Below are 23135 nucleotides of genomic sequence, written 5' to 3'. Positions count from 1 at the left end.
GTCCTTTCCGACCATTTCGAGCGTGTCTCTGTCGTGGAACGAGACGAACTGCCAGCACTTCCCGCTAATCGGCGTGGAGTGCCTCAGGGTCGTCACGTGCATCTCCTAACCCAGCGGGGCTCTCAAATCATGGAGCGATTGTTCCCAGGAATCTTGGGCCAGCTGGTCGATTGCGGAGTGGCAGTCTGGGACGACGGCGATATCAGCAAGGTTTACACTGCGCTCGCAGGTAAGTATCAGCTGCCGGCGTCAGGCTATCTGCGCAACTGGCAGCCGTTTTACTTTCCCAGCCGCCCGCTGCTCGAGTGGGCCGTGCGCAACCGGACTCAAGCGCTAGCGAATGTGAGCTTTCTCGAGAATCATCAGCTTGTTTCGTTGATGTCGACAGCCAACCGCGACCGCATTACCGGCGTATGTGTATTGCAACGTGGCTGTGCCGGCGAGACCAGTCATAGCCTCACCGCGGACTTGGTAGTTGATGCGACCGGCCGCGGCTCTCACCTGCCGATTTACTTACAGGAACTTGGTTATGGAAGTCCACGCCAGCAAGAGGTGACGGTGCAGCTCGTCTATGCGAGCCAACAAGTGCGTCTGCCGCCGAATCACCTTGCGAGGTACGCGATTGCGGTGCCACCGCGGCCGGAGAGGCCAACGATATGGGCGCTGAATCGACAGGAAGCGCAATGGATCCTGACCGTTGGCGCGATGGGCGGCGAGATGCCACCGATGGGTTGGCACGAGCGAGTGCGCATGGCTGCTGGTCATGTGCCGCCGGACGTGCTTGAGGCCTTACAGGATGCGCAGCCAGTCGGTGAGGTGGCCGTGCATCGGCTGCCGTCGAATCGGTGGCGTCGTTACGACGAGATGAAGCGGTTTCCCTCCGGCCTGCTAGTGGTTGGCGACGCGCTGTGTAGCTTCAATCCGATTTACGGCCAAGGGATGACGGTTGCCGGACTAGAAGCGCTACTGTTGGGCGAATGCCTGCGGCGGGGCCAGCTAAATGATCTCGCATCCCGGTTTTTTGATGGGGCCGCAAAGACGGTCAGGGTCGCCTGGCAGCTGGCAGTGGGTGCTGACTTGATGCTGCCGCAAGTCCCCGGTCCACGCCCGCGGACCATGCGCATTACTAATGCGTACATGGAGCGCGTGATGGCCGCGGCGGAGGTCGACCTTGGTGTGACCGAGCAGTTCTTGAGGATCACCGGCATGCTCGACTCACCAGCGCGCATGCTGCGGCCTACCTTCATGTTGCGCGTGGCCATGGCCAACCGACGCCGAGCCACCCCGTCGCGGACGGTCGTCCAGGGCCGCTGATCGCGACGGCGGTCTCCCGCGGCCGTCGGTTGCCTGATTCACATCGCTGGTTCGTTTGTGTCGGCATCACAGATGTGTTCGACGTAGTAGGTAGCCGCAAAACCTGAACTTGTGGTCCGGTGGCACAAAGGGCCGGCTCCTACACGCCGCGGCGCCTGAAGATGCTCCCCGGCGGCCCTGCCACCGAGTGCTGCTTCTTCTGCCCGTGACAGGCCAGTTGACCGCGTATGAAAAGCAGGACGAGTGCTATCTCGAGGGTACGTGCACAATCAATCTTCTTAGGCGTTTTAGCGCCGAATACCGCTGCGACACAGCGTAATCGCCGCACCAGCTGTGCGTCACCCGATGTGGTACATCATTCGCCTACCGCGATGATCATGCGAGGCACCAAACAGATACGCCATCAATTGAACGAAAAATACGTGCTTCGGCCGATGTTCGATTTGGTGTCACCTGATGGACTGCACCCCATGGGTTTTGATGACGGGTCTCCGCACCCCGACGATGACAAAAAACTTCTCTGTTCTGAGTTGCCTGCTATTGCGCGAGACTAGCTCGGTTTGTCTCTCGCGAGTCCCTAAGCGCGATTGCGGGGGTTGTGGACGGCCAACGACGGCATCCGCAACCTCACCGACTCTCGCCTGTCGCACCGATGCAGCCTGCTTAAGGCTGCATTCCACCCAAAAAGACCACCATCGGCACGACTGCACAGGCACCAGCGGCTAGATCTTTAACAACGTTGCGGTGCGCAAATGATCGGCAATGCCATGCATGTGTTCTCACGATATCTGTACAGCTCAAGTGAATCGAAGGATAATGTTATGAGCAACACGCGTCCGAGCCTAGCCTCGGATCTGGACACCCATCTCGCACTTATCGATCCCGTGGGTTTCGCAGCTAGCGACCCCGATCGGGCGAGGGACTTCTATCACGCGATAAGCGAGAGAAGGCTTTTCGCAGAATGCATCTGCCGGACGAAGCATCTGAACGGCCCCAACCCCGAGATGGTTGAGCCGACGCCTGCACCTTTCGAGCGGTACTGAAGTGCACTCACAAAGCGGTCAACATTTGCCGCAACTTCTGCACCCCACTGACGAAAACTGGACGACCGCACTTGCCATCGTGGCCCACCCCGACGACCTCGAATACGGCGCCGCTGCCGCTGTCGCACGTTGGACCGCCCAGGGCAAACACATCACGTACTGCCTCGTCACTAGTGGTGAGGCAGGCATCGACGGAATGGCACCGGAAGAGGCGGCTCGTGTGCGTCAAGAGGAGCAGCGCAAGGCCGCAGCGATCGTCGGTGTAAGCGACGTCTGGTTCCTCGGACACGCTGACGGTGTGTTGGAATACGGGTTGCCACTGCGACGTTCCATCGCTAGTGCGATCCGTCAGGCGCGCCCCCAGGTAGTGATCACCGACAACTATCATGAGACCGTCGGCCCGGGTTTCCGTAATCAAGCCGACCACATGGTAACCGGACGAGCCGTCATCGATGCCGTTCGTGATGCCGCGAATCGCTGGGTATTTCGCGAATTGGTACACGAGGGCCTCGAACCGTGGAGCGGGGTGCAAGCGATCTTCGTCGCCAATTCACCCCTCGGTGCACATGGCGTTGACGTGACCGATACGTTCGCCACGGGCATCGCCGCGCTGAAAGCACACGCGGCCTATTTCGCTGGACTAGGGGGCCCACAAACCATCCCTGAGCAGCCGCTGGATGCATTCGCGCGCATGACGGGGAGCCGACTTGGGGTCCCGTACGCGGCGCTCTTTGAGGTGGTGCCCGTTCGCTAACGCCAGCCGCGTCACGCCGACATGGTGCGAATCAGCGCCACAGGAACGAAGCAGACCATCCGTTGATGGAAACATGGTCGGAGATCAGATGAATCTAGCTGCATCTAGCGGTAATTCACGCCATGTTAGCCGTAGCTCATTTTGGGTCGAGCGTTATGAAACTCGGCAGCGCCGTACCGATATTGCAGATGCACGACCCGTTGCGAGCAGACGCGTGGGCGTGGTGGAGCATCGACGCCCTTCAGTGCTCGAAGCGTTGGAATTCTGGTCGCTTGACCACTCCTGTGGTAGGCGTCGCCGCTGCGATGCGGCTCGCCCAAGCATGTTGAGCCCCAACAGGACTCGGACTGGGTCACATCCAATCTGCGCTTGCGACCGCTAACGAACCGCGGAATCCGCAGCGATTTGTGCATGACTGCTCACAGGCGACCAGATCTGAGTGAAACGCGACGATGTCTTGCGTTCGCCGTATCAAAGCCTATCCCGCACTGGAGGAAGACATGGAGAGTAAGGCCGTCCCGTCAGATGCTAAACAGTCAACTTACGGTACTCACCGTGTTAGCAATCAGCCGCCGCCACTAGGGTCCCCCAATCTGGCCCTGTACCCAGCGCTTCGGGACGCGTTAATTCGCGAGGGCGGCGGATGGGGTGTCGACGAGGTGACCGCATTCGGCGCCGTCTGTGCTAGCCCTGAGGTTCAGTACTGGAGCGAGCTGGCCGACCGCAACCGGCCAGTCTTGCGTACACACGATCGGTACGGTCACCGTATCGACGAAGTCGAATACGACCCGAGTTACCACCGGCTGATGGCACTGGCGATTGGTAACGGTCTGCACGCTGCACCGTGGCGCGACCGCCGGCCCGGCGCTCATGTCGTGCGGGCGGCCAAGGTGTCGGTTTGGGCCGATCAAGCGATCTTGTGTCCAATCTGGATGACATACGCGGCGATTCCCGCCTTGCGGCACAGTCCTGACCTAGCTGCGGTGTATGAGCCCTCGCTGACCAGCCACACCTATGTTCCCGGCCTGAGCACACCGTCTGCAAAAACTGGCATCACCGCGGGGATGTCGATGACCGAGAAGCAGGGCGGTTCCGATCTACGTGCCCTTACTACCAAGGCTATCCCGAACAGCGATGGCAGCTTTTCTATCACCGGCCACAAGTGGTTCACCTCGGCGCCGATGTCGGACGTCTTTTTAGTCGGGGCCCAGGCGCCGGGCGGCATCAGCTGTTTCCTGGTGCCCCGAGTATTGCCGGACGGCAGCCGCAACAGGATGCGTCTACAGCGGCTCAAAAACAAGCTCGGTAATCATGCAAACGCTTCCAGCGAAGTCGAATACGACGGCGCCACTGCGTGGTTGGTTGGCGAGCAGGGCCGTGGGACTTCCGCGATCATGGATATGGTCAGCATGGGTCGGTTGGATGTCGCGACTGGAAGTGCCACCCTCATGCGGGTCGCCCTAGCCCACGCCATCCATCATGGGCTATATCGACAGGCTTTCGGCGCGGCCCTGATCGAACAGCCACTCATGCGCAACGTGCTCGCTGACCTGGCGGTGGAAGCTGAGGCCGCCACCATGGTGACCATGCGGTTAGCCGGTGCGGCTGACAACGCTATTCGAGGCGATTCGCGTGAGAGCCTATTCAAGCGCATCGGGGCCCCGGCCACCAAGTACTGGCTGTGCAAGCGCACTACTCAATACGTTGGTGAGGCAATGGAATGCCTCGGTGGGAATGGCTACGTTGAAGACTCAGGCATGCCCCGGTTGTTGCGCGAGGCGCCGCTGGCCAGCATGTGGGAGGGATCCGCCAACATCAACGCACTGGACACGACGCTTCGTGCGCTGGCCGATCCCGATTGCGTCGACGTGCTTTTGGAGGACCTGGCCGCGGCGTCCGGCGCGGATCCGAGACTCGACGACCACGTGAAAATGTTGCGTGGACAGCTTCTCGATTGCGACGCGCCGGAGTACATGTCCCGAAGTCTGGCCCAGAGCATCTGCTTGGGACTGCAGGCGGCATTACTTGTGAGCCACGGTAACTCTGCCGTCACGGAGGCTTTCCTTGCGACACGCTTAAGACGTTCCTGGGGCGGTGTATTCGGGACCCTACCTGCAGGGCTGGACCTGCCCACCATTCTGCAGCGCGCCATGCCTATGGTCGGGGCGGCCGAGGGCTGAAGGGTGTGCAGGCACATACCGATTGCTAACAACGCGAGATATGATGTCGCACAACGCAATAGAGAATGCGGTGACGTTTACCGGCAAAGCCGCATATTCGATTTCCGCATATTCCCCTCCACCCGGCCGAAGCGGCTGTCAGGCTCGAGCCGGTTTAGTTGCTGAGGCGCTGAACATGCAGGGGAGCGCTTGGGGTTATGGGATGGCTGGAGTGACCCGCTGAAACTGAAATGTGTTTCTACACAATACGATAGGTACTATGCGGTAGTTTACCCGACATAACGTAGATTATCTGGCGCGAAAGTCTTTGGTTGCGTTGCTATTAGACATCTCGGACTCGTATCTTCCAGCGGATATCAGGCCGTAGAGGGGGTTGAGCTCAGCGGCGGAGCGGGTGTCGGCACCAGCGCCATCGACGTAGCGCTGTGAGGTGATCATCGATTCGTGGCCGAGTAGTTTCATCAACGCGTAAACACTCACATTCGCATTGGCGAGTTCGGTGGCGAACGTGTGCCGCAGCCCGTGCACCAGGGCACCGGACGACCGCTCGCTGTCGGCTCCGGCCTTCTTGAAGGCACGCAGGATCCGGTATTGCAGCGTGCCGCGTGTGATCCGCTCACCATTGGCACCGAGAAAGAGCGGAGCCTTTCCCGAGAAACTGGTGAACACATCCGTGCTAGGTGAACGTTTGCGTTGCTGTGGGAAGCGCGAGGCGCGGCTACTCAAATATTGCTCAAAAACGTCGAGAAGCTCTCTGCTAACAGGTATTCGGCGATCCTTATTGCCCTTGCCGTGGACATGCAGGACACCGCCGCCGTCCTCGCTACGACGGATGTCGCCGACATCTGCACTGACGAGTTCCTCAGCCCGTAGCCCGGCCAACAGGCAAGTGAAGAGAATGGCACGGTCGCGTTCGGGCCAGTCGTTGCGGCGCCCCGATCCATGATCGGCATCGATCGCAGCGACCAGATCGATGACAGTTTCGGCACGGTAGCTCTTCGGGAGAGACTTGGGCACCTTTGGGCGTCCGATGAACGGCATGGGATTGGCGTCGAGGAGTTCCGCCGTGAAGAGGTAAGTACACAGAGTATTCCACGTCGACCAGCAGCGCCGGATAGAGGCCGGAGCATGGGTTTCGGCGTAGGCGGCGAATGCCGCACGGAGCGATGATTTGTTTATCTCGCTCACTTCGAGCTGCACCACATTTTCGGCGGCGCCGGCCACGAGCCTGGCGATCGCTTCGAAATCTTGACGATAGGCCTTCGCGGTGTGCGGTGACGGCTTCCGGATGGCGCTATCAGCCAGGAAGTCGGTGAACCATCCCGGGTAGGCAGCGGAGGATGCTTTCGGCTGCGGCTCGGCTCCAGGCACCTTGTCAGCATGGCATCACTTCATGGATACAGCAGTTATCCACGATTCAACGCAGCACTGTGTCACTAGAGCAGTGGCCAGGGAGTGTGTGTGGCGGTCACGCTCACCGATATCAGCGGGTATCCATGACCGCGCCGCCAACAGGCGATAAGTGATTCAATCCCAGTATTGCGTACCAGCTCCACAGCAGTTCAACGCGTGTGACTAGCCCACCTAACAAGGGGTTGCACCACATATGCACCACTTTGCTGTAAGCGGCAGACGTCCCTAACCGGAAGGACGACGACCCGAAACGTCAAGTGCCCCAATCATCCCCACCGGTCTGTTGGCCTCCCGGAGCGGGTGGTAAAATTTCACCCACCCTGACCAGGTATTTCGTGGCCTGGTCCTCCAGGTCCGCGGCATCACGGTCACCAACTGGGCCGTCGCCGAAACCGCGACGGTCAACGCCAGCACCACGGCCTAGTGCCTAGACCAAATCTAGTTTTTCGTAGCTCGGGGAAAATCTGCGGTCAGCAGATGGATCCGAGGGGTCAGCCCCGCCAGCGTTCCCCGAGCGCCTTCGCGGCGGTAGACACCTTCATCACCAGACGGCGCTCGCGGTGCCTTACAGGGACGAAGTGGTAATGCTGATAGAACGCCTGCGCCTCGTCATCTATCGCATCCACCACGATCAGACGACCGCCACCGATTTCGGATGCGGCAACGGCTTTCCCTAACGCATCCAGGAGCAGTTGCTCGCCGTACCCCTGCCCATGCAACACTTCATCCATGGCCAGACGAGCAATCAAGTATCCGGGGATACGGGAATACCCTCCGGCCATGGACCCCGTTACGCCGTCGTCGCTGCGTACGACCTCGGTGGGGCAGATGGCGAAATAGGCGCAGACCTTCGGTTCCCCAAGCGGGGTCCATACGTAGACATTTGCTACTCCACTGCTACCCGCGCGGCGCCCCTGTTCGAACAGCCAGGTGTTCAACGACTCCTTGCCGCAGTCAAACCCGTCCAGGGTGTGGTCGTCGTCTAGCCGCGCGGATTCGAACATGGCTAGCGCCTCTTGAACACCGCGGGCTTACGGGCGGCTGCCGCCAGTCGCGGTGCGTCGTCGGCAATGTCCAGCGACGACATCAGCTTGTCGAACTGTGCGGGCTCCATCACCGTTATCAGCTCTTGGCGCAGAATGTCCTCAGCGCGCTGCAGCGCAGCTTTTCGCACAAACTCCGAGGTCTGCTCATGCACAACGTTGGCAGCTCGTTGTATGCGGTCAACGGCCGCTTGCTCTGCGCGAAGCTCAATGCGCTTCGTCTTGACTGCCACGATGGCACCTCCCTTCTTCGCAGCCCAGTGTACGGCGAATGTACGTACACCGCTAGAGCAAGCACAAATCACTGAACCCGCGGCGTGTCCAGCTCGCTCACCGATGTGCGGGGTAGGCGCGCAAGCATCGCCGTACAAAAAGCGCGAGCCTACCCCGCACATCGGGTGAAGCAACTTCCACTTTTCGAACTGAGTCAAATGACTCAACTTTTGCAGGTGGTCACCAATTCCGCAGGTCAGGTACCCTGCCCACAGCGCCCACGGGGGCGCCCAGTCTAAATCACCATGTAACACCGTCAACGGTGATTCCCTGTTAGGAATTGGCGAACCGCCTCGAGTCGTGCGCCCGCGGACGATTGTGCTACAATGTAGCACGTGAAGACGATAGGGGTGCGGGAGCTGCGGCAACACGCGAGCAAGTATCTCGAAGAAGTAGCCTCCGGGGAATCGATCGAGATCACTGACCGCGGTCATCCCGTCGCGAGATTGGTGCCAATCAGCAGCGATCCCTGGGAGGACCTCATCAACGCCGGCGAAGTCGTCAAGGCGTTTCGTCCGATGAACACTGATGACCTCAGACCTGCGGCATACCCGCATAGCGCCTCTGAAACTCTCGAGCGACTTCGGCGCGACGAGCGCTAGCCCGTGCGGATCTATCTCGACACCTCTGCGTTAGTCAAACTTGTTGTCGCTGAGGATGAATCGCAGGCGCTAAAGAACTTCCTGCGCACACACGCTGACGACAGCTTATTCACCGCGGCCTTGGGGCGCACTGAGCTGATCCGCGCTGTGGCACCAAACGGGGCCCAGGCTATCGCTGACGCTCGAGACCTACTTAGCCGGCTGGACACCGTAACGCTGACACGCCAGCTGCTCGACGACGCGGGTACATTGCTGCCGTTGCGCTTGCGCGGCCTCGACGCGATACACCTCGCCGCGGCACAGCGAGCCGGCGATTCATTGCGCGCGGTTATCGCCTATGACGCCCGAATGCTCGCAGCCGCAGCCGACCTCGGGATCTCGACAGCGTCTCCACGCTAGAGCTTTAGCAGCCTCACACGGTGACGTGGCGCCTTCCCCCATAGCGGACCTATTTCATGGATAATGATGATTATCCATGGAATAGGCGAGAAGCGGTGGCGGGAGCAGCTGGATGGTGCTGAACACCGACATGGTGAAGCATCGGCGTGTGGGCACCGCTGGTATGGTCAGCGCAACATGACGGCCGCTCAACACGAGAGCTAGTCGGCTCTAGAGATTCGCCGCGAAACAACTCGCCGCCGATGCATGCAAGGCTGTCGCGCCCCGCGTTGCACCACACGTCATCGTTGCGGCTAATACGCTGGGATGGCCCTCATCGAAACCATATGGTGCCGACCATATTTCGTCACAGTGACGTATTCAGCACAAGCCGGTCCGTCCGTGATATGGCACAGCCTGTCCAAATAATCGCCGGCCCCCCGCCAACGCCAGTCGGGCTTGCCCGGCTTGCCGATTTGCTCGCTGACGCCGCGCCGACACTGACCGCTTGGCTAACATACGCCTAGTTTGTGGGCAAGAAGAGGGCTGCGCACCCCGATCTCGACGGCTTTCGCTATAACAGCCGATTCGCTGGCCACCCGTATTCCGCCTTGATCTCGCGGCACGCCGGCAGCGCAGAACGGCTCGGCTACTCCGTCATCTGACCGCGTGCCCGAGCCGATAACCGGCCGGTTCTCAGGCGGCATTTGGTCGACCAACTTAGACTGTCCCGCCCGAACCAGACCACCACGACAGCAGATCATTCGTCACAGTGACGAATGATCTGCTGTCGTGGACGGATTCCATGTGACGCCGGTCTACAACGACTGCACTCATCCACCGGATGACGCCGATGAGTCAAGTGCGATGCCAGAAGATGATGGACACCATCGTCATAGCCACCGGGATGCCGTTCCTTCTTGCGTTCCTAGACCAGCACATCGACCAGGTCGTCAACAAGCGGGAATTAGTGGGTTTGAGTCTGGCGAATTGGTGCGTGCCCGCTACGACCAAGCACAACGAGACGCAGTTATACGGTTACGACCAGCCGTGCTGGGCACCGTTGAATTCGTCCCGAATGAGCAAACCGGCCGGCTTTTCAAAGACCGTCTGTTGTGGACACTGCCCACCTTGAAAACCTTCGGCGATTCAGCGGACTTAGCACCGCAGCACTCCCACTACTGGTCGCTGCAAATGCGCGAATTCACGGCCAGAACCGAAGCTTTCGCGGAAGGTCCCACTGGGTTGGTGCTGGGTCACTAGGACCTCGGCCGACTTTGACTGGTCCAAGTCTGGCCGTAAGCCAACGCGCTATCTCCCACGTACCGGGGAGCGCATTATGTTCGTCTTCTGGATCTGGCTATTCAGGCGGGGACGCGATCGTTGCTCCCAGGGTCTTCAGTACCTCTTAAACCGCGCTGCATCGGCAGACCCGCATCTACGTCGCGGTAGCCGATCTTGTTGACCTGCAGCAGTTCTCCGCGCTGTCAGACCACCGTGACCGCACGGCGAGCAGGGAGGCGCCGCACACTTCGCGAATGGAGCGGCATTGCCATCAAGATTCACTGGGTTAGGTTAATCGTCGCGTGGGCGAACTGTGCTGGCCGCCCCGGGCCACCGTGCGAATGACCGCTAGCCGGCTGGCGCGAGGGCGGGAAGACGTCCGATCCTGTCGAATCGCAGCCTGCGTTCGGCGAGTCGTCGCGCGGGGTCGGTGTCTGCGAGTGCCGTGAGTTCGTTCCGGATGGCGGCGCCGACGCGCTGGCAAAAGGGCCGCGGCTCGGTCGCGGCGTCGGGGTATTCGGCGATGACGTAGTCGACGATCCCGTGTGCCAACAGGTCGGTGGACCGGACGCCTTGTTTGGCCGCCATGGTGGGTGCGTGGTCGATGTCGCGGCACAAGATCGCGCTCGCCCCCTCCGGCGGAAGCGGTGAGAGCCACCCGTGCTGAGCGGCGAGGATGCGATCGGCGGGGACCAGCGCAAGCGCTCCGCCCCCGGTGCCTTGGCCGAGAAGTATTGAGACAGTGGGCACTTCAAGTGAGACCAGCTGGGCGATGCACCTAGCGATTTCACCGGCCAGCCCGCCTTCCTCGGCTTCCCTCGACAGCGCTGCGCCGGCGGTGTCGATCACCGTGACCAATGGCAGGTTTAGGTCCGTGGCAAGGCGCATACCGCGACGGGCCTGCCGCAACGCTCCCGGGCCGAGCGGGGCGCCGGGGGTCTGGGCGTAGCGATCCTGCCCGAGGAGCACGCAGGGCATGTCTCCGAAACGGGTCAGCGCCAGCAGCAGTCCAGGATCGTTCTCGCCCTGTCCGGTGCCGTTGAGTGTCAGCACGCCAGTGACGGCATGGTCGAGGAGCTCGCGAACGCCCGGTCGCTCGGGGCGGCGGGAAGCCGTCACCGACTGCCACGCCGGGATGTCGGCCGGCTCTGCATGCACTGCTACCGGCGAGGTGGTGGTACGGCGGCCGCGTGCGATGATAGCCAGCGCTCCATTCACCATCCCGGCGAGTTCTTCCAGTGGCGCAACCGCGTCCACCAGCCCGCAATGGTAAAGGTTTTCGGCGGTTTGGACGCCGGCGGGAAACGGGTGGCCGTAGAGCGTTTCGTAGACACGCGGGCCGAGAAAGCCGATCAGGGCGCCGGGTTCGGCGAAGGTGACGTGCCCCAGTGACGCCCATGACGCGAACACCCCTCCGGTGGTGGGGTCGCGTAGGTAGACCAGGTACGGCAGGTGCGCGGATTTGTGGGCGACGACGGCGGAGGTGATCTTGACCATCTGCACGAACGCGGTGGTTCCTTCCTGCATCCGGGTACCGCCGGATGTCGGGAACGCCAGCAACGGCAGCCGCTCCGCGGTGGCCCGCCGAATCGCGGTCGTGAGGCGATCGCTGGCCGCTACTCCGATCGAGCCGCCGAGAAAACCGAAGTCGCACAACAACATTGCACAACGGCGACCGAGGATTGTTGCGACGCCGGTGATTACGGCCTCATCGAGCCCCGTCTTGGCCCGCGCACGCGCTAAATCTGCGGCGTACTCGGGGTCGGCCGCCACCTCGATGGGCGGCTGGTCCCAGGATTGCCACGATCCCGGATCGGTGACCAGCGCGACGACGTCGTGCGCACCCAGCCGGCTCATCGTTGCTCGCCCGACATCGTCGCGATCAGGCCATTGTCGGCACCCAGCACCGGCGGAGCGGTGTGTTGCCGGCGGGTCCGTTCGGATCCGTCGGTGTCGAAGAACCGCAACGGCGGGCCCGGTAGGGCAATGACTCCCAACGTGGCGTGCTCGACCTCGATGAGCAGCCCCTGGGAGCGGGTTTGCGCCCACTCATAAACCTCTCGGATACTTCGAATCCGACCGGCGGGCACCCCAACTGCCTCCAGCTTGGCCAGCAGTTCGCCGGTCGGGTAGAGCGCGAACGATGCCTGGACCATCTCGTTCACCCGCTTGCTGTTGGCCACCCGCTGCGGGTTCGACGCCATTCCCGGCGCCGCGGGATCGAAGCCGAATCCCGTGCAGAACCTTCGCCACAGTCCCTCGCTGCCGACCGCGATCTGCACGGCGCCGTCGGCGGTCTCAAAGGCTCCGTACGGGCAGATCGACGGATGATGGTTGCCGGTGGGCTGACCGACCTCGCCGCCGACGGTCCACTTGGTGCCCTGAAACGCGTGCACTCCCACCACGGCGGCGAGCAGCGACGAGCGCACCACCTGGCCGCGCCCGGTGCGTTCGCGCTCCAGCAGCGCGGCGAGGATTCCGAAGGCGCCGTACATGCCCGCCAGCAGGTCAGCGATGGGCACGCCGACCCGCTGAAGGTCATCGGGTCCCGAGCCCGTCACCGACATCAACCCCGCCTCGCCCTGGGCGATCTGGTCATAGCCGGGCCGTGCCGCCTCGGGTCCGTCATGGCCGAAACCGGTGATGGACAACACGACCAGCCGCGGATTGATTTCGGCGAGGTGTTGTAGCGAAAAGCCAAGCCGATCAAGGACGCCGGTACGAAAGTTCTCGATCAGCACGTCGGCTCGGCGAAGCAAGGCGCGCAGTGCGGCCTTGCCGGCGGCGTCTTTGAGATCGAGGGTCACCGACCGTTTGTTGCGGTTCGCGCAGAGAAAGTAGGTGGACTCCCGGTCACCGGTGGCCGGTTCCACGAACGGTGGCCCCCAACCGCGGGTGTCGTCACCACCCATCGGGTTCTCCACCTTGATCACGTCGGCGCCGAGGTCGCCCAGCATCATCGCCGCGTGCGGTCCCGCCAGGGCGCGGGTGAGATCGACGACGAGCAGGCCCGCAAGTGGTCCGGGCGGTTCGGATCGCATAGAGGTTGGGATTGTGGATGCCATGACACCGCCTTGGCCTAGTGACCTAGTGGACTATCCAATTATCGAACCAAACCTGACCTGTGGTGTCAAGCGTTTTGCAAGAGGAAGTGGGACCGAGCCCGCTCAGTCGGGCAGGGCGTGCCTGCGGGTCTCGGGCGCCAGCCGCACCATGGCGATACCGAGGACGAAGACAACGGCGGTGAGGCTGATGGGGATCGTCAGCGAGCCGGTGGCATGGATGCCGTAACCGATGAGGAAGGTGCCGATCGCGGCGAACCATCGGGAGAACGTGGTCGCGAAGGCGAACGCGGTGGCCCGCATCCGCGTGGGATATTGCTCGGGAAGCCAAATCGTGAAGACGGCGAAGTTGGCACCGCCCAAGCCCAGGATCGGCAGGAATACGAAGGCGAGCGCGATCGACTGGAGCGGGTAGGCCACCCCGTAGGTGCCCACGGCGCCGATGACCATCAGCCCGAACAACGCTGCCAACGTCCGGCGGCGCCCATACCGGTCGGCCAGGCGGGGGACGATGAAGCAGCCGATGATCGTGAATGCGGCAACCGTCATCGCGGAGATACCGGCAAGGCGTACCGCGGCGTCCTGCCCGTAGCCGGCATGGTGGGCCAGCGTGGTCATGGCCGTGGGGACGTAGGTGGCTCCGGCCCACAGTCCGATCACGCAGACCGCGAGCAGCAGCAGGTTGCCCAGGGTGCGCGCCCGGTAAGGCGGGGTGAGGATCTCGATGACGGGTTGCCAGAACGAGCGCCGATGCGCGTCGTCGGCGGCCTGTTGCCAGCGCTCCGGCTCGGGCGTTGTACGGCGGATGATGAAAACCGCTAGGGCGGGAATCCCGCCGACGAGGAACATGCCCCGCCAGCCGAGTTGCGGTCCGGCCACCAGGTATAGCGCCGACACCACCAGTACACCCACGTACGCCGCCGAGTGCATGGCACCGCCGAACCGAGCGCGCACCCGCTCAGGCAACACCTCGGCCAACAGCGTCCCGGCCATGGCCCATTCACCACCGACGCCAATGGCCGTGAGGAATCGATAGCCATTCCACTCCCATACGTTGCTCGCGGTGCCGGCGAGGGCGGTGAAGATTCCGTACATGAGGATGGAGGTGGTCATGGCCGGCTTTCGTCCGAAGCGGTCCGCAATCGGTCCCCAAATAGCCGCACATCCCCAGCCCAGCAGGAATATGGCGGCGCTGATTTGCCCGTACCAGCCGACGTTGGCGGGCGTGGCCTCGATGCCCGCGCGCGGGAGCAGGGTGGCCATCGTGGGGGCGAGGACAAGGCCGAAGACGGTCCAGTTGAAGCCGTCCATGGCCCAACCGCCGAACGACCCCCAGAAGGCGCGCTGCTGGGCTTTGGTCAACCGGACGGGCTTGACGTTGTGGCCTGCGGTGCCGGCGTCATTGATGTGGGACCGATTTTGGCTGAGCGTCACGGTGGATCTCGATTCCTGGGTCGCGCTCCGGTGATGAAAACCGGCCTGTCCGGTACCGCCGCGGGGTCGCAGCACCTAGTGGCGTATTGGTCTAGTCAGTAAACCAGTGCGCCGCATCACTGTCAAATGCCCCATGTGGCGACAGCCACACCGGCACAGGCGGGCGCTATGGTTGGTGGAGAGAGTAGGTGAGTGAGTGGTTGAGCAACTTCGCCCCGTGACGCGTCCTCGGCTATACGAAGTCATCGTGGAGCAGCTGTGCGCGTACATGGCCGACAAAGACATGACCCCCGGGGACCGCTTGCCCGCCGAGCGGGATCTTGCTGCCAAACTCGGCGTCAGCAGGGCTTCGCTCAGCCAGGCGTTGGTGGCGCTCGAGGTCCAGGGCGTGCTGTCGGTCCGGCACGGCGATGGCGCCATCCTTGTCCGCCGCCCGACCGAAGAGCGCGCCATCGAGGCGCTGCGAGAACACGCCGACCGGCTTCCCGACGTGATCGAGGCCCGAGAGGCTCTCGAGGTAAAGCTCGCTGCCCTGGCCGCCTCCCGGCGTAGCGAGGCGGACATGGCCGCGATCGACGCGGCGGTCGCGCGGATGCAGGCGGAGATCGATGCGGGCGACAGGGGAGTCGTCGGCGACGAAATGTTCCACGAGGCCATCACCGCCGCGGCGCACTCGTCGCTTCTAGCCAAGCTGATGCGCGAAATCGCCGGCTTCATAAAGGAAACCCGCATCGAGTCGCTGTCGCAGGAGAACCGGCCGCGGGTCTCGCTGGAGGGCCATCGTCGGATCGCCGATGCCGTGCGTCGCCAGGATCCACAAGAGGCCTCCCGGGCGATGGCCGAGCATATTCAGTTGGTTTCCGACGTCGCCCTGCTGCGCGGCTGCGAGTGATCTGCGGCTGTATCGAGGCCAAATCTGCTCGCCGTTTCGGTTGCGCAAAGGTACAGCAGTCTAGCCGCGACGCGAAGGCCGACAGCGCCTGGTTGGCTTTAGTGTTGACTGCCATGGGCGGGCTGAACAAATACGTGAAGCGCTGGCGTACAGCCCTTGTGCTTGCCAGGGCTCCCGGCGATCTTGTCATTGATCGTGCCGACTGCATGAACCTATCCGACTCGCACGTGAGGGAGAGCTCAGATGCCCACTCGGCACACCAGACACCTGCGCCTGCTGGGTACCGACGAGAGCTCGCGAGTATGGTGGCGCCAAAACCGAACGATGGCGAGACCACCAGCGCCGCAGGGTCGTTGGCACCCGGAGGTGACGATGGCGCCCGATCCGGCTCTGCTGCAACGCCTGACGACGCCGAGCGCACCATCGTCGTAGCGCGCCCCAAATCGCACGCCGATGAAGAGCGCACTGTTGTGGTGGATAAGATGCCATCGCTTGGGGATCCGGATCGAACCCTTGCGGCAGCCACATCGACGGAGCCACAACGCATTAACGACGCCGCTCACCCAGGCGCAGGGCCCGCGCGGTACACCAGACGGGTCGACTTCCGATGCTCAGGACGAGCAAACCGTCTACCAGCAACCCGCCGTCCCCGCCAAACGTGACCTCGAATAAGTTGGCGCCGCGAATCCTGGCAGCAGTGATCGAATTCGCCTTTGGCGACCTGGAGCGTGAGCAGCGCCGCGTCGGCGAGCCACTTCGAGGCGAGTTGGCCGGCTTGAATTGACCGGTTGGCGCAGCGCCAGGATCGGCGCTGGCGAATCGTCCGGGCCAACCAGCTCAGGCAGAAAGCTCCTGGCTGATTGACCATTCGAACGCGCTCGCGGTCGACCGCGCACCCTGGGAGGCTTTCGAACGGTTCGGCTCGCCGAGCTGCGCCAGGAGCCGCCCTGCGGCGATCACGACGTCGGCGAATACCGCCGGAGTTAGGTATCGGGGTTGCAGCGCAAACAGCAGGTCCTCGGTGGAGGCGTTGCCGCTTGCTCCCGGCGCGAAAGGACAACCCCCCAGACCACCGAGCGCTCCGTCGACCATGGTGGCGCCTGCTCGGATAGCGGCCAGGGTGTTGGCGACTCCCATGCCCCACGTGTCGTGCCCGTGGAAGACGATCCCGTGATACGGCGCAACGTCGCCAACGAGTTCGACGAGCTGCTGCACGTCGTCGGGCGTGGCCTGGCCGAGCGTGTCACACAGCACCACACTTGCGACGGCCGCCGCGCGCTCGTCGGTGACCAGGTCGAGCACGCGCTGCGGATCGACGGCGCCGCTGTACGGGCAGGTGAACGCGGTGGCCAGGGTCAGCTGTAGCTGGCCACCGGCGGCCGTGACAAGGTCGACGGCCTCCGGAAGGGCAGCCATGCTGTCAGCGGTGGTGCGTCCGACATTGGCACGGTTGTGTTCGTCGCTGACCGACACGCAGTATTGGAAATTGCGTGCGCCCGCCTCGATCGCGCGGGCGATGCCTCGCGGCGTAGCCGTCCACACCCAGCACCGTTGCAGCTCCCCGGGAGTCAGTGACGCGATGACGTCGAGGGTGTTTGCCATGGGTGGCACCAAGTCGGGTCGTGCCATCGCGCCGATCTCGATTGCGTCGATGCCCGAGGCCAAGAGGAGTCGTGCCAACTCGACTTTTCGCTCCGTGTCGAGGGGCTTGCCGGTGAGTTGCAGGCCATCGCGCAGGGTGACGTCACGGAGTTGGACTGAGGGGTTCATCTGGCCACCTCCGGGGTGTCGAGTCCGGCGAGGCGCAGATCGGTGTCCAAAACGCCCAGGATCTCCTCGGTGTGTTCGCCCAGATCCGGTCCGAGGCTTTGTATTTCACGCGGGCCGTCGCCGATGCGCGGCACAATGCCCGGGAATGCGACGTCGGGCAGGATCTCGGTGCCGGTGGATACGGGCATGCGCTGGATCATGCCGCGCGCCAGAAACTGTTCGTCGGCGGCGATGTCGGGCGCGGTGTTGATCGGACCGGCGGGAACGTCGGAGGCGTCCAGCGCGGCGAGCACGTGATCGGCGGGCAGTTGCGCCGTCCACCGGCCGATCACGTCGTCGAGTTCGTCGCGCGCCTCCCAGCGCTGCGCGTTGTTGCTCAGCCGCGCGGCGTCGGCCAGGTCGGGGCGGCCGATCAACCTCATCAATCGCCGGAAGATGGCGTCACCGTTGCCGGCGATGACTACCCATCGGCCGTCGCGGCATAGGTAGGCGTTCGACGGAGCTACACCTTCCAAGCGCCCGCCACACCGGGCGCGGGTGACGCGATAAGCCTCGTATTCGGGGACCAACGATTCCATCATCGAAAAGATCGCTTCGGTCAACGCGACGTCCACGGTGCGGTCGGCAAGGGCCGTGGGTCGTCCGGCGATACGGTCTTTTCGGAGTTGCTGCATCGCCACCAACGCGCCGAATGCGGCATAAAGACCCGCGATCGAGTCGCCGATGGATACGCCGACGCGTGATGGCGGGCGATCCGGTTCGCCGGTGAGGGCGCGCAGCCCCGCCGTCGCCTCGGCGACCGCGGCGAATCCCGGTTGCCGGCTTCGTGGTCCGGTCTGGCCGTAGGCCGAGAGGCGCACGATGATCAGTTCCCGGTTCTGCGCACTCAGTTCGGCCGGGCCGATGCCCCACTTCTCCAGGGTCCCCGGCCGGAAGTTTTCGAGGACGATGTCGCAGGAGCGGGCGAGTTCGCGCACCGCCGCTTGCCCGTGCTCGGTCTTGAGGTCCAACACCACAGACTTTTTGTTGCGGTTGATGGTCCGGAACAACATCGAGGTCGTGCCCGAGTAGAGCCGCCAGGTGCGCAGCTCGTCTCCGGTCTCGGGTCGTTCGATCTTGATCACTTCCGCGCCGAAATCGGCCAGGAGCCGTCCGGCGGTCGGTGCGGCGATGTAGTTGCCGAGCTCGAGGACGCGCACGCCGTCCAGTGGTCCGCCATTGAATCTGTCCATGTTTCACACCTCTCTAACCACTTGGTGCATTAAAACTAACCACATCGTGCATTAAAACCTACATGATGGCGCCACAAGTCTTTCCTAAGGTGACCCAATCCACTACAGTCGGGCGATGTAGCCCTAATCACATTGCAAGCAGCGAACCACTTCGTAGGGCGCGAGTTGGTGAGCACTTGACGACGAGAAAGTCGGGAATGACCAAACCACCAGTCATGTCCATGAGCGGCAGCACCGTCGGCGAACTCCTGGACCGCCTGCCGGTAGGCCCGGTGCACCGCAAGATCGTCGTCGTTGTGGGCCTGGGCCTGTTCTTCGAGATGTACGAGATCTTCTTGTCCAGCACCATGAGTACCGCCCTGCGGCACGACTTCGGCGTACGCGGCACGGTGCTCAAGCTGGTGCTGGCCTCGGCCTTCGTCGGAATGTTCCTCGGTGCAGCGTTTTTCGGGCGACTGGCGGACCGGATCGGACGGCGCAAGGCGTTTCTGCTTGGGCTGGGCTGGTTTTCGGCGTTCTCACTGGCCGGTGCTTTCGCGCCGTCCCCGGCGGTGCTGGTGGTCACCCGGTTCCTGGCCGGCGTGGGCGTCGGTGCCGTGTATCCGGTTGCCGACTCCTATCTTGCCGATGTGCTGCCCAAGGCACGCCGCGGCCGACTGGCCGCGTCGGCTTACACGTGCTCTTACCTCGCCGTGCCGTTCGCCGGGTTTTTGTCGGTTTGGCTGACCGGACACTCGCCGCTCGGTGTCGCGGGCTGGCGTTGGCTGCTGGCCATCGGCGCGACGGGCGCCGCGATCGTCTACGCGCTGAACCGGTGGCTGCCCGAGTCCCCCCGCTGGCTTGCCGACGCGGGACGTTTCGACGAGGCGCAGCGAGCGTTGGCCAAGTTCACCGCTGGATCGAATATGACTGGCGTGCAGAGCACTTCGGATAGCCCACGCGGTATCGTGGCACGGCCCGGCCCTCGTCCGTCCGCGACGACGCTCTTGCGGCATGCCCCGTACATCCGTCGACTGGTGATGCTGGCGCTGTTCCACCTGTTCCAGACCTTCGGATACTACGGGTTCGGCACCCTGTCGGCGCTGGTGCTGGTGCATCGCGGCTACCCCATCACCTCCTCGATGCTGTTCAGCGCGCTGTCGTTCATTGGGTATCCGGTCGGATCGGTGATGGCTATCCCGCTCATGGCGAGGTTCGAGCGCAAATTCCTGCTGGTCGGCTCCATCGTGGCGGTCGCCGCGTTCGGTCTGATGTTCGCGACCCAATCGTCGGTGCTGCTGATCATCCTGTTCGGGTTCTTGACCACCGCGACCAGCAATGTCTTCTCCAACGTCTACCACGTGTACCAGGCGGAGATTTTCCCGACGGCGGTGCGCGCCACCGCGGTCGGTTGGACCTATTCATTGTCCCGGTTGTCCAGCGGCGCATCGCCATTCATTCTCATTCCGGTTCTCGACAGCTACGGCGCTGCCGCGATGTTCACCGTCGTCGCGGTCGCCTTGGCCATCGCCATCATCGCGGTGCTCACCCTGGGCCCGCGCACCTCGCGACGCAGCGTCGATGAGATCAACCCGGTACGCATATTGCCGATCGGCCCGACGGGTAACGGCGCGGTGAGGGCGCACGCGAAGACGACGAATCACCGGGGCGCCAACTCGATGACGGGAATCGGCGCCCATCACCGACACCTGGTGAGGAGAATCGATGATTGACTTCGGGGCGTTACCGCCGGAGATCAATTCGAGCCGGATGTATACCGGCGCGGGCTCGGGACCGATGGTGGCCGCAGCCGCGGCCTGGCATGACCTGGCGGCCGAATTGACCTCGAGCGCGTCCGGCTACTCGTCGGTGGCTGCCGAGCTGACCACCTCGCAGTGGCTGGGCAGGGCATCTCAGCTGATGATGGCCGGTGTCGCCCCCTTCGTCGCGTGGTTAAGTGGTGCCGCCGCATTGGCTGACGAGGCGGGCGCGCAGGCCAGCGCTGCCGCGGCGGCCTATGAGGCCGCTTTCGCGATGACGGTCCCGCCGACCGTGATCGCCGCGAACCGCGCGTTGTTGGCGTTGCTTGTCGCGACGAACTTCTTCGGCCAGCACACCGCGGCGATCGCGGCGACCGAGGCCCAATACGCCGAAATGTGGGCCCAAGACGCCGCCGCCATGTACACCTATGCCGGTTCCGCGACGACGGCTTCGCAATTGGCCCCCTTCACCGAGCCGACCCAGACCACCGAGCAAGCCGGACTGGCCCAACAGCAGGCCGCGGTCGCCCAGGCCGCGGCCACGGCGGCGGGGACTGGAGGACCGTCGGCGGCACAGTCATCGTTCAACGACATGGTCAATACGTTGTCCAGTCAGATAAAAGGGCTTCTGTTCGGCGTCCTGGACGTCACCTTCTGGCCGATGACCTATCTGCAAGGTCTGATCTTCTCCCAGATGAGTGCGCTGTGGCCTGAGCATCTCGCCGTCGGGGCCGCAGCTGGCTTATCCGCATCGCCCGCCCTCACGGCGCCGGCAATGCTCGGTGGTGGTCTGGTCTCGGCAAACCTGGCTACGTCAGACAAGATCGGTTCGCTGTCGGTTCCGACGAGGTGGGCGGCGACAGTTCCCAAAGCAGCAGAAGACTCTCTCGTCCAGGCCATCGGCATAGAGGATGTCAGCGGCTCGTCGAACGGACCGCAGTCACTGCTCCGCCAAATAGCGCCGGCTCGCGGCAGACGTGACCGCGGCGGCTTGCCGCCCCGCGAATACGGATTTCGCCCCCGCTTCACTGCTCGTCCACCATCGGCAGGATAAGGCCATGGCCCTGAACACGATAAGAACATCAAAGTCTTCGGTGGTGATCGTCCGGAGCGGGATCCGACCGTTGTCGATGCCAGAAATCTAGAGGCTCGTTGAGCCGGAAGGTGATTGAGTAAGGAGATCATATGTCCTTTGTTACCGCGCAACCAGAGGCGTTGGCGGCAGCGGCTGGTGCATTGCGGGCGATCGGCGCCGCGGTTGCGGCTCAGAACGCGGCGGCGGCGGCGCCGACGACGGGGGTGATTCCGGCTGCCGCAGACCACGTGTCGATACTGACCGCGGCGCAGTTTGCAGCCCATGCACAACAGTTTCAGCAGGTCAGTGCACAGGCGATGGCGATCCACGAGATGTTCGTCAACACACTGAATGTCAGCTCGGGATCGTATGCGGCCACCGAGGCCGCTAACGCGATCGCAGCTGGTTGAGGGGGCTTGTGATGGTCGACTTTGGGGCGTTACCGCCGGAGATCAACTCGGGGTTAATGTATGCGGGTTCGGGCTCAGCGTCGATGTTGGGGGCGGCTTCTGGGTGGAATGCCATTGCCGCGGAGCTCAATTCGGCGGCCGTAGCCTACGACCGGGTGGTGAAAACGCTGTCCAGCGAGGAGTGGTCGGGGCAGGCCGCGACATCGATGGCGGAGGCCGCCAACCGTTATGTGGAATGGATGAGAATTACCGCCGCAGCCGCTGAGCATGCGGCCAGTCAAGCCATGTCCGCTGTGACGGCCTTCGAAACGGCGCACGCCGCGATCGTGCCGCCGCCGCTGATCGCGGCCAACCGCGTCACTCTGGCGCAGCTGCTGTCCACCAACGTGCTGGGCCAACACACCGTGGCCATAGCAGCTTTAGAAGCCCAGTATGGGGAGATGTGGGCAACCGACGCGGCCACGATGTACAACTATGCGGGCCGATCGGCGAACATCTCGGCGATCAAACCGTTTACCTCGGCACCCCATACGACCAATCCGGCTGGTACGGCCCAACAGGCCGCCTCGGTCACCGCGGCCACTGGTACCTCGGCGGGCACGGCGCACAACACGTTGAACGGCAAGATCACCTCGGCGCTGAACAAGCTGTCCACCGGTTCCAGACTGGCGGACGCCCCGGCGCCCAACCCGCCGGATGATCCGGTGAAAGACGCACTCACCTCGGGCCCGCTGGGATGGCTGGGTGATCTTTTCACCTTCTACGCGCCGTTTTCCACCACCTTCTACAACACCGAAGGCCTGCCCTTCTTCTCCGCCGGCATCGCCAACACCTTCGTTTCGATCGCGAAATCCACAGGCGCGCTTGGCGGTGCTGCTGCACCGGCAGTGGCCCCGCCAGCGGTCGCAGCCCCGCCAGTCGGGCCGGGATTGGCCGGAGCCGCCGCTCCAGTTGCGGGAACGCTGGGCAACGCGGCCTCCGTCGGGCGCTTGTCGGTCCCCCCGGTCTGGGCCGAGACCACCCTGGCGGAGGCACCACACCTCGGGGCGACTCTGCCGCCGGTCAGCAATATCAGGGAGGTCGCGGACGCGCGGCCGGCGAACATCCTTGGCGGCATGCCGCTCGGCGGCGCCGGGGCAGGTGACGGAGGAGCCGGCAGGGCGCCCCGATATGGGGTGCGGCCCACCGTCATCCCGCGTCCCCCGGCCGCCGGCTAGCGACCGTCGCGTAATAGCAA

At 63.4% G+C, this 23135-nt stretch carries 18 protein-coding genes and 1 pseudogene; 11 read left to right on the top strand and 8 right to left on the bottom strand.

From position 1 onward, the window contains the following. Positions 1-153: 153 nt before the first annotated feature. The 3 genes from A5624_RS00510 (at position 154) to A5624_RS00500 (ending at position 5291) form a co-directional block, all read left to right on the top strand. Entirely contained in the window at positions 154-1314 is a 1161-nt protein-coding gene (locus tag A5624_RS00510) for an NAD(P)/FAD-dependent oxidoreductase (RefSeq protein ID WP_197518887.1), read from the top strand. 1008 nt (positions 1315-2322) lie between these two features. Beyond that, positions 2323-3111: a PIG-L deacetylase family protein gene (locus tag A5624_RS00505; RefSeq protein WP_232002165.1), complete on the top strand. Its 789-nt coding sequence runs from the start codon at positions 2323-2325 to the stop codon at positions 3109-3111. 500 nt (positions 3112-3611) lie between these two features. Then, on the top strand, positions 3612-5291 hold the full coding sequence (locus A5624_RS00500) for an acyl-CoA dehydrogenase family protein (protein ID WP_066859816.1): 1680 nt from the start codon (positions 3612-3614) through the stop codon (positions 5289-5291). A gap of 288 nt (positions 5292-5579) precedes the next feature. Here the strand turns inward: A5624_RS00500 and A5624_RS00495 are convergent, their stop codons facing one another. The 3 genes from A5624_RS00495 to A5624_RS00485 form a co-directional block, all read right to left on the bottom strand. Further along, the gene (locus A5624_RS00495; protein ID WP_066859813.1) at positions 5580-6662 is read right to left on the bottom strand and encodes a tyrosine-type recombinase/integrase; all 1083 of its coding nucleotides are present in this window, start codon (positions 6660-6662) and stop codon (positions 5580-5582) included. Positions 6663-7195: 533 nt separating this feature from the next. Beyond that, positions 7196-7708 carry a GNAT family N-acetyltransferase gene (locus A5624_RS00490; protein WP_066859810.1) on the bottom strand — a complete coding sequence of 171 codons (513 nt, stop codon included), beginning with the start codon at positions 7706-7708 and terminating at the stop codon, positions 7196-7198. A 2-nt stretch (positions 7709-7710) separates the two neighbouring features. After that, positions 7711-7980, bottom strand: a complete 270-nt coding sequence (locus tag A5624_RS00485) for a DUF1778 domain-containing protein (RefSeq protein ID WP_066859807.1) — start codon at positions 7978-7980, stop codon at positions 7711-7713. Positions 7981-8355: 375 nt separating this feature from the next. Here A5624_RS00485 and A5624_RS00480 point away from each other — a divergent pair, with 375 nt between their 5' ends. Together A5624_RS00480 and A5624_RS00475 are read left to right on the top strand one after the other, a co-directional pair. After that, positions 8356-8622: a type II toxin-antitoxin system Phd/YefM family antitoxin gene (locus A5624_RS00480; protein ID WP_066859804.1), complete on the top strand. Its 267-nt coding sequence runs from the start codon at positions 8356-8358 to the stop codon at positions 8620-8622. A 3-nt stretch (positions 8623-8625) separates the two neighbouring features. Beyond that, positions 8626-9021 carry a type II toxin-antitoxin system VapC family toxin gene (locus A5624_RS00475; RefSeq protein WP_066859803.1) on the top strand — a complete coding sequence of 132 codons (396 nt, stop codon included), beginning with the start codon at positions 8626-8628 and terminating at the stop codon, positions 9019-9021. Between the two features lie 1611 nt (positions 9022-10632). On the opposite strand, the gene A5624_RS00465 is transcribed toward A5624_RS00475, so the two are convergent. The 3 genes from A5624_RS00465 to A5624_RS00455 form a co-directional block, all read right to left on the bottom strand. Next, on the bottom strand, positions 10633-12141 hold the full coding sequence (locus tag A5624_RS00465; RefSeq protein WP_066859797.1) for a carboxyl transferase domain-containing protein: 1509 nt from the start codon (positions 12139-12141) through the stop codon (positions 10633-10635). After that, positions 12138-13325 carry a CaiB/BaiF CoA-transferase family protein gene (locus tag A5624_RS00460; protein ID WP_066859795.1) on the bottom strand — a complete coding sequence of 396 codons (1188 nt, stop codon included), beginning with the start codon at positions 13323-13325 and terminating at the stop codon, positions 12138-12140. The genes A5624_RS00465 and A5624_RS00460 overlap by 4 nt, the downstream gene beginning before the upstream one ends. A gap of 126 nt (positions 13326-13451) precedes the next feature. Beyond that, on the bottom strand, positions 13452-14780 hold the full coding sequence (locus A5624_RS00455; protein ID WP_082990444.1) for an MFS transporter: 1329 nt from the start codon (positions 14778-14780) through the stop codon (positions 13452-13454). 196 nt (positions 14781-14976) lie between these two features. Between A5624_RS00455 and A5624_RS00450 the strand changes: the two genes are divergently transcribed. Further along, positions 14977-15672 carry a FadR/GntR family transcriptional regulator gene (locus tag A5624_RS00450; RefSeq protein ID WP_066859793.1) on the top strand — a complete coding sequence of 232 codons (696 nt, stop codon included), beginning with the start codon at positions 14977-14979 and terminating at the stop codon, positions 15670-15672. 607 nt (positions 15673-16279) lie between these two features. Further along, positions 16280-16447: pseudogene (locus A5624_RS28785) on the top strand (hypothetical protein); the annotation flags it as partial. A 62-nt stretch (positions 16448-16509) separates the two neighbouring features. On the opposite strand, the gene A5624_RS00445 reads toward A5624_RS28785, so the two are convergent. Beyond that, positions 16510-17442, bottom strand: coding sequence for a hydroxymethylglutaryl-CoA lyase (locus tag A5624_RS00445; protein ID WP_066859791.1), 933 nt, complete (start codon positions 17440-17442; stop codon positions 16510-16512). Further along, the gene (locus tag A5624_RS00440; protein ID WP_066859788.1) at positions 17439-18674 is read right to left on the bottom strand and encodes a CaiB/BaiF CoA-transferase family protein; all 1236 of its coding nucleotides are present in this window, start codon (positions 18672-18674) and stop codon (positions 17439-17441) included. The genes A5624_RS00445 and A5624_RS00440 overlap by 4 nt, the downstream gene beginning before the upstream one ends. Positions 18675-18871: 197 nt before the next feature. Between A5624_RS00440 and A5624_RS00435 the strand changes: the two genes are divergently transcribed. From A5624_RS00435 to A5624_RS00420, 4 genes are all read left to right on the top strand, one after another. Continuing rightward, on the top strand, positions 18872-20386 hold the full coding sequence (locus tag A5624_RS00435; RefSeq protein ID WP_232002164.1) for an MFS transporter: 1515 nt from the start codon (positions 18872-18874) through the stop codon (positions 20384-20386). Further along, complete coding sequence (locus tag A5624_RS00430) at positions 20379-21467, top strand: PPE family protein (protein WP_082990443.1); 1089 nt, start codon at positions 20379-20381, stop codon at positions 21465-21467. The genes A5624_RS00435 and A5624_RS00430 overlap by 8 nt, the downstream gene beginning before the upstream one ends. A gap of 131 nt (positions 21468-21598) precedes the next feature. Further along, entirely contained in the window at positions 21599-21898 is a 300-nt protein-coding gene (locus A5624_RS00425) for a PE family protein (protein ID WP_066859782.1), read from the top strand. An 11-nt stretch (positions 21899-21909) separates the two neighbouring features. Beyond that, a complete protein-coding gene (locus tag A5624_RS00420) occupies positions 21910-23115 on the top strand; it encodes a PPE family protein (RefSeq protein ID WP_066859780.1) in 1206 nt (401 codons plus the stop codon). Positions 23116-23135 lie beyond the last annotated feature (20 nt).

Origin of the sequence: Mycobacterium sp. 1482292.6, from assembly GCF_001672995.1 — a bacterium.
Taxonomy (GTDB): Bacteria; Actinomycetota; Actinomycetes; order Mycobacteriales; family Mycobacteriaceae; genus Mycobacterium; species Mycobacterium europaeum_A.
This window is presented reverse-complemented; position numbering and strand designations above follow the sequence as displayed.

Excerpts from the sequence above, each read along its gene's own strand:
- A5624_RS00500 (WP_066859816.1), top strand. The coding sequence starts at position 3,612 with ATGGAGAGTAAGGCCGTCCCGTCAGATGCTAAACAGTCAACTTACGGT.
- A5624_RS00490 (WP_066859810.1), bottom strand. The coding sequence starts at position 7,708 with ATGTTCGAATCCGCGCGGCTAGACGACGACCACACCCTGGACGGGTTT.
- A5624_RS00465 (WP_066859797.1), bottom strand. The coding sequence starts at position 12,141 with ATGAGCCGGCTGGGTGCGCACGACGTCGTCGCGCTGGTCACCGATCCG.
- A5624_RS00460 (WP_066859795.1), bottom strand. The coding sequence starts at position 13,325 with ATGCGATCCGAACCGCCCGGACCACTTGCGGGCCTGCTCGTCGTCGAT.
- A5624_RS00445 (WP_066859791.1), bottom strand. The coding sequence starts at position 17,442 with ATGAACCCCTCAGTCCAACTCCGTGACGTCACCCTGCGCGATGGCCTG.
- A5624_RS00440 (WP_066859788.1), bottom strand. The coding sequence starts at position 18,674 with ATGGACAGATTCAATGGCGGACCACTGGACGGCGTGCGCGTCCTCGAG.
- A5624_RS00435 (WP_232002164.1), top strand. The coding sequence starts at position 18,872 with ATGACCAAACCACCAGTCATGTCCATGAGCGGCAGCACCGTCGGCGAA.
- A5624_RS00430 (WP_082990443.1), top strand. The coding sequence starts at position 20,379 with ATGATTGACTTCGGGGCGTTACCGCCGGAGATCAATTCGAGCCGGATG.
- A5624_RS00425 (WP_066859782.1), top strand. The coding sequence starts at position 21,599 with ATGTCCTTTGTTACCGCGCAACCAGAGGCGTTGGCGGCAGCGGCTGGT.
- A5624_RS00420 (WP_066859780.1), top strand. The coding sequence starts at position 21,910 with ATGGTCGACTTTGGGGCGTTACCGCCGGAGATCAACTCGGGGTTAATG.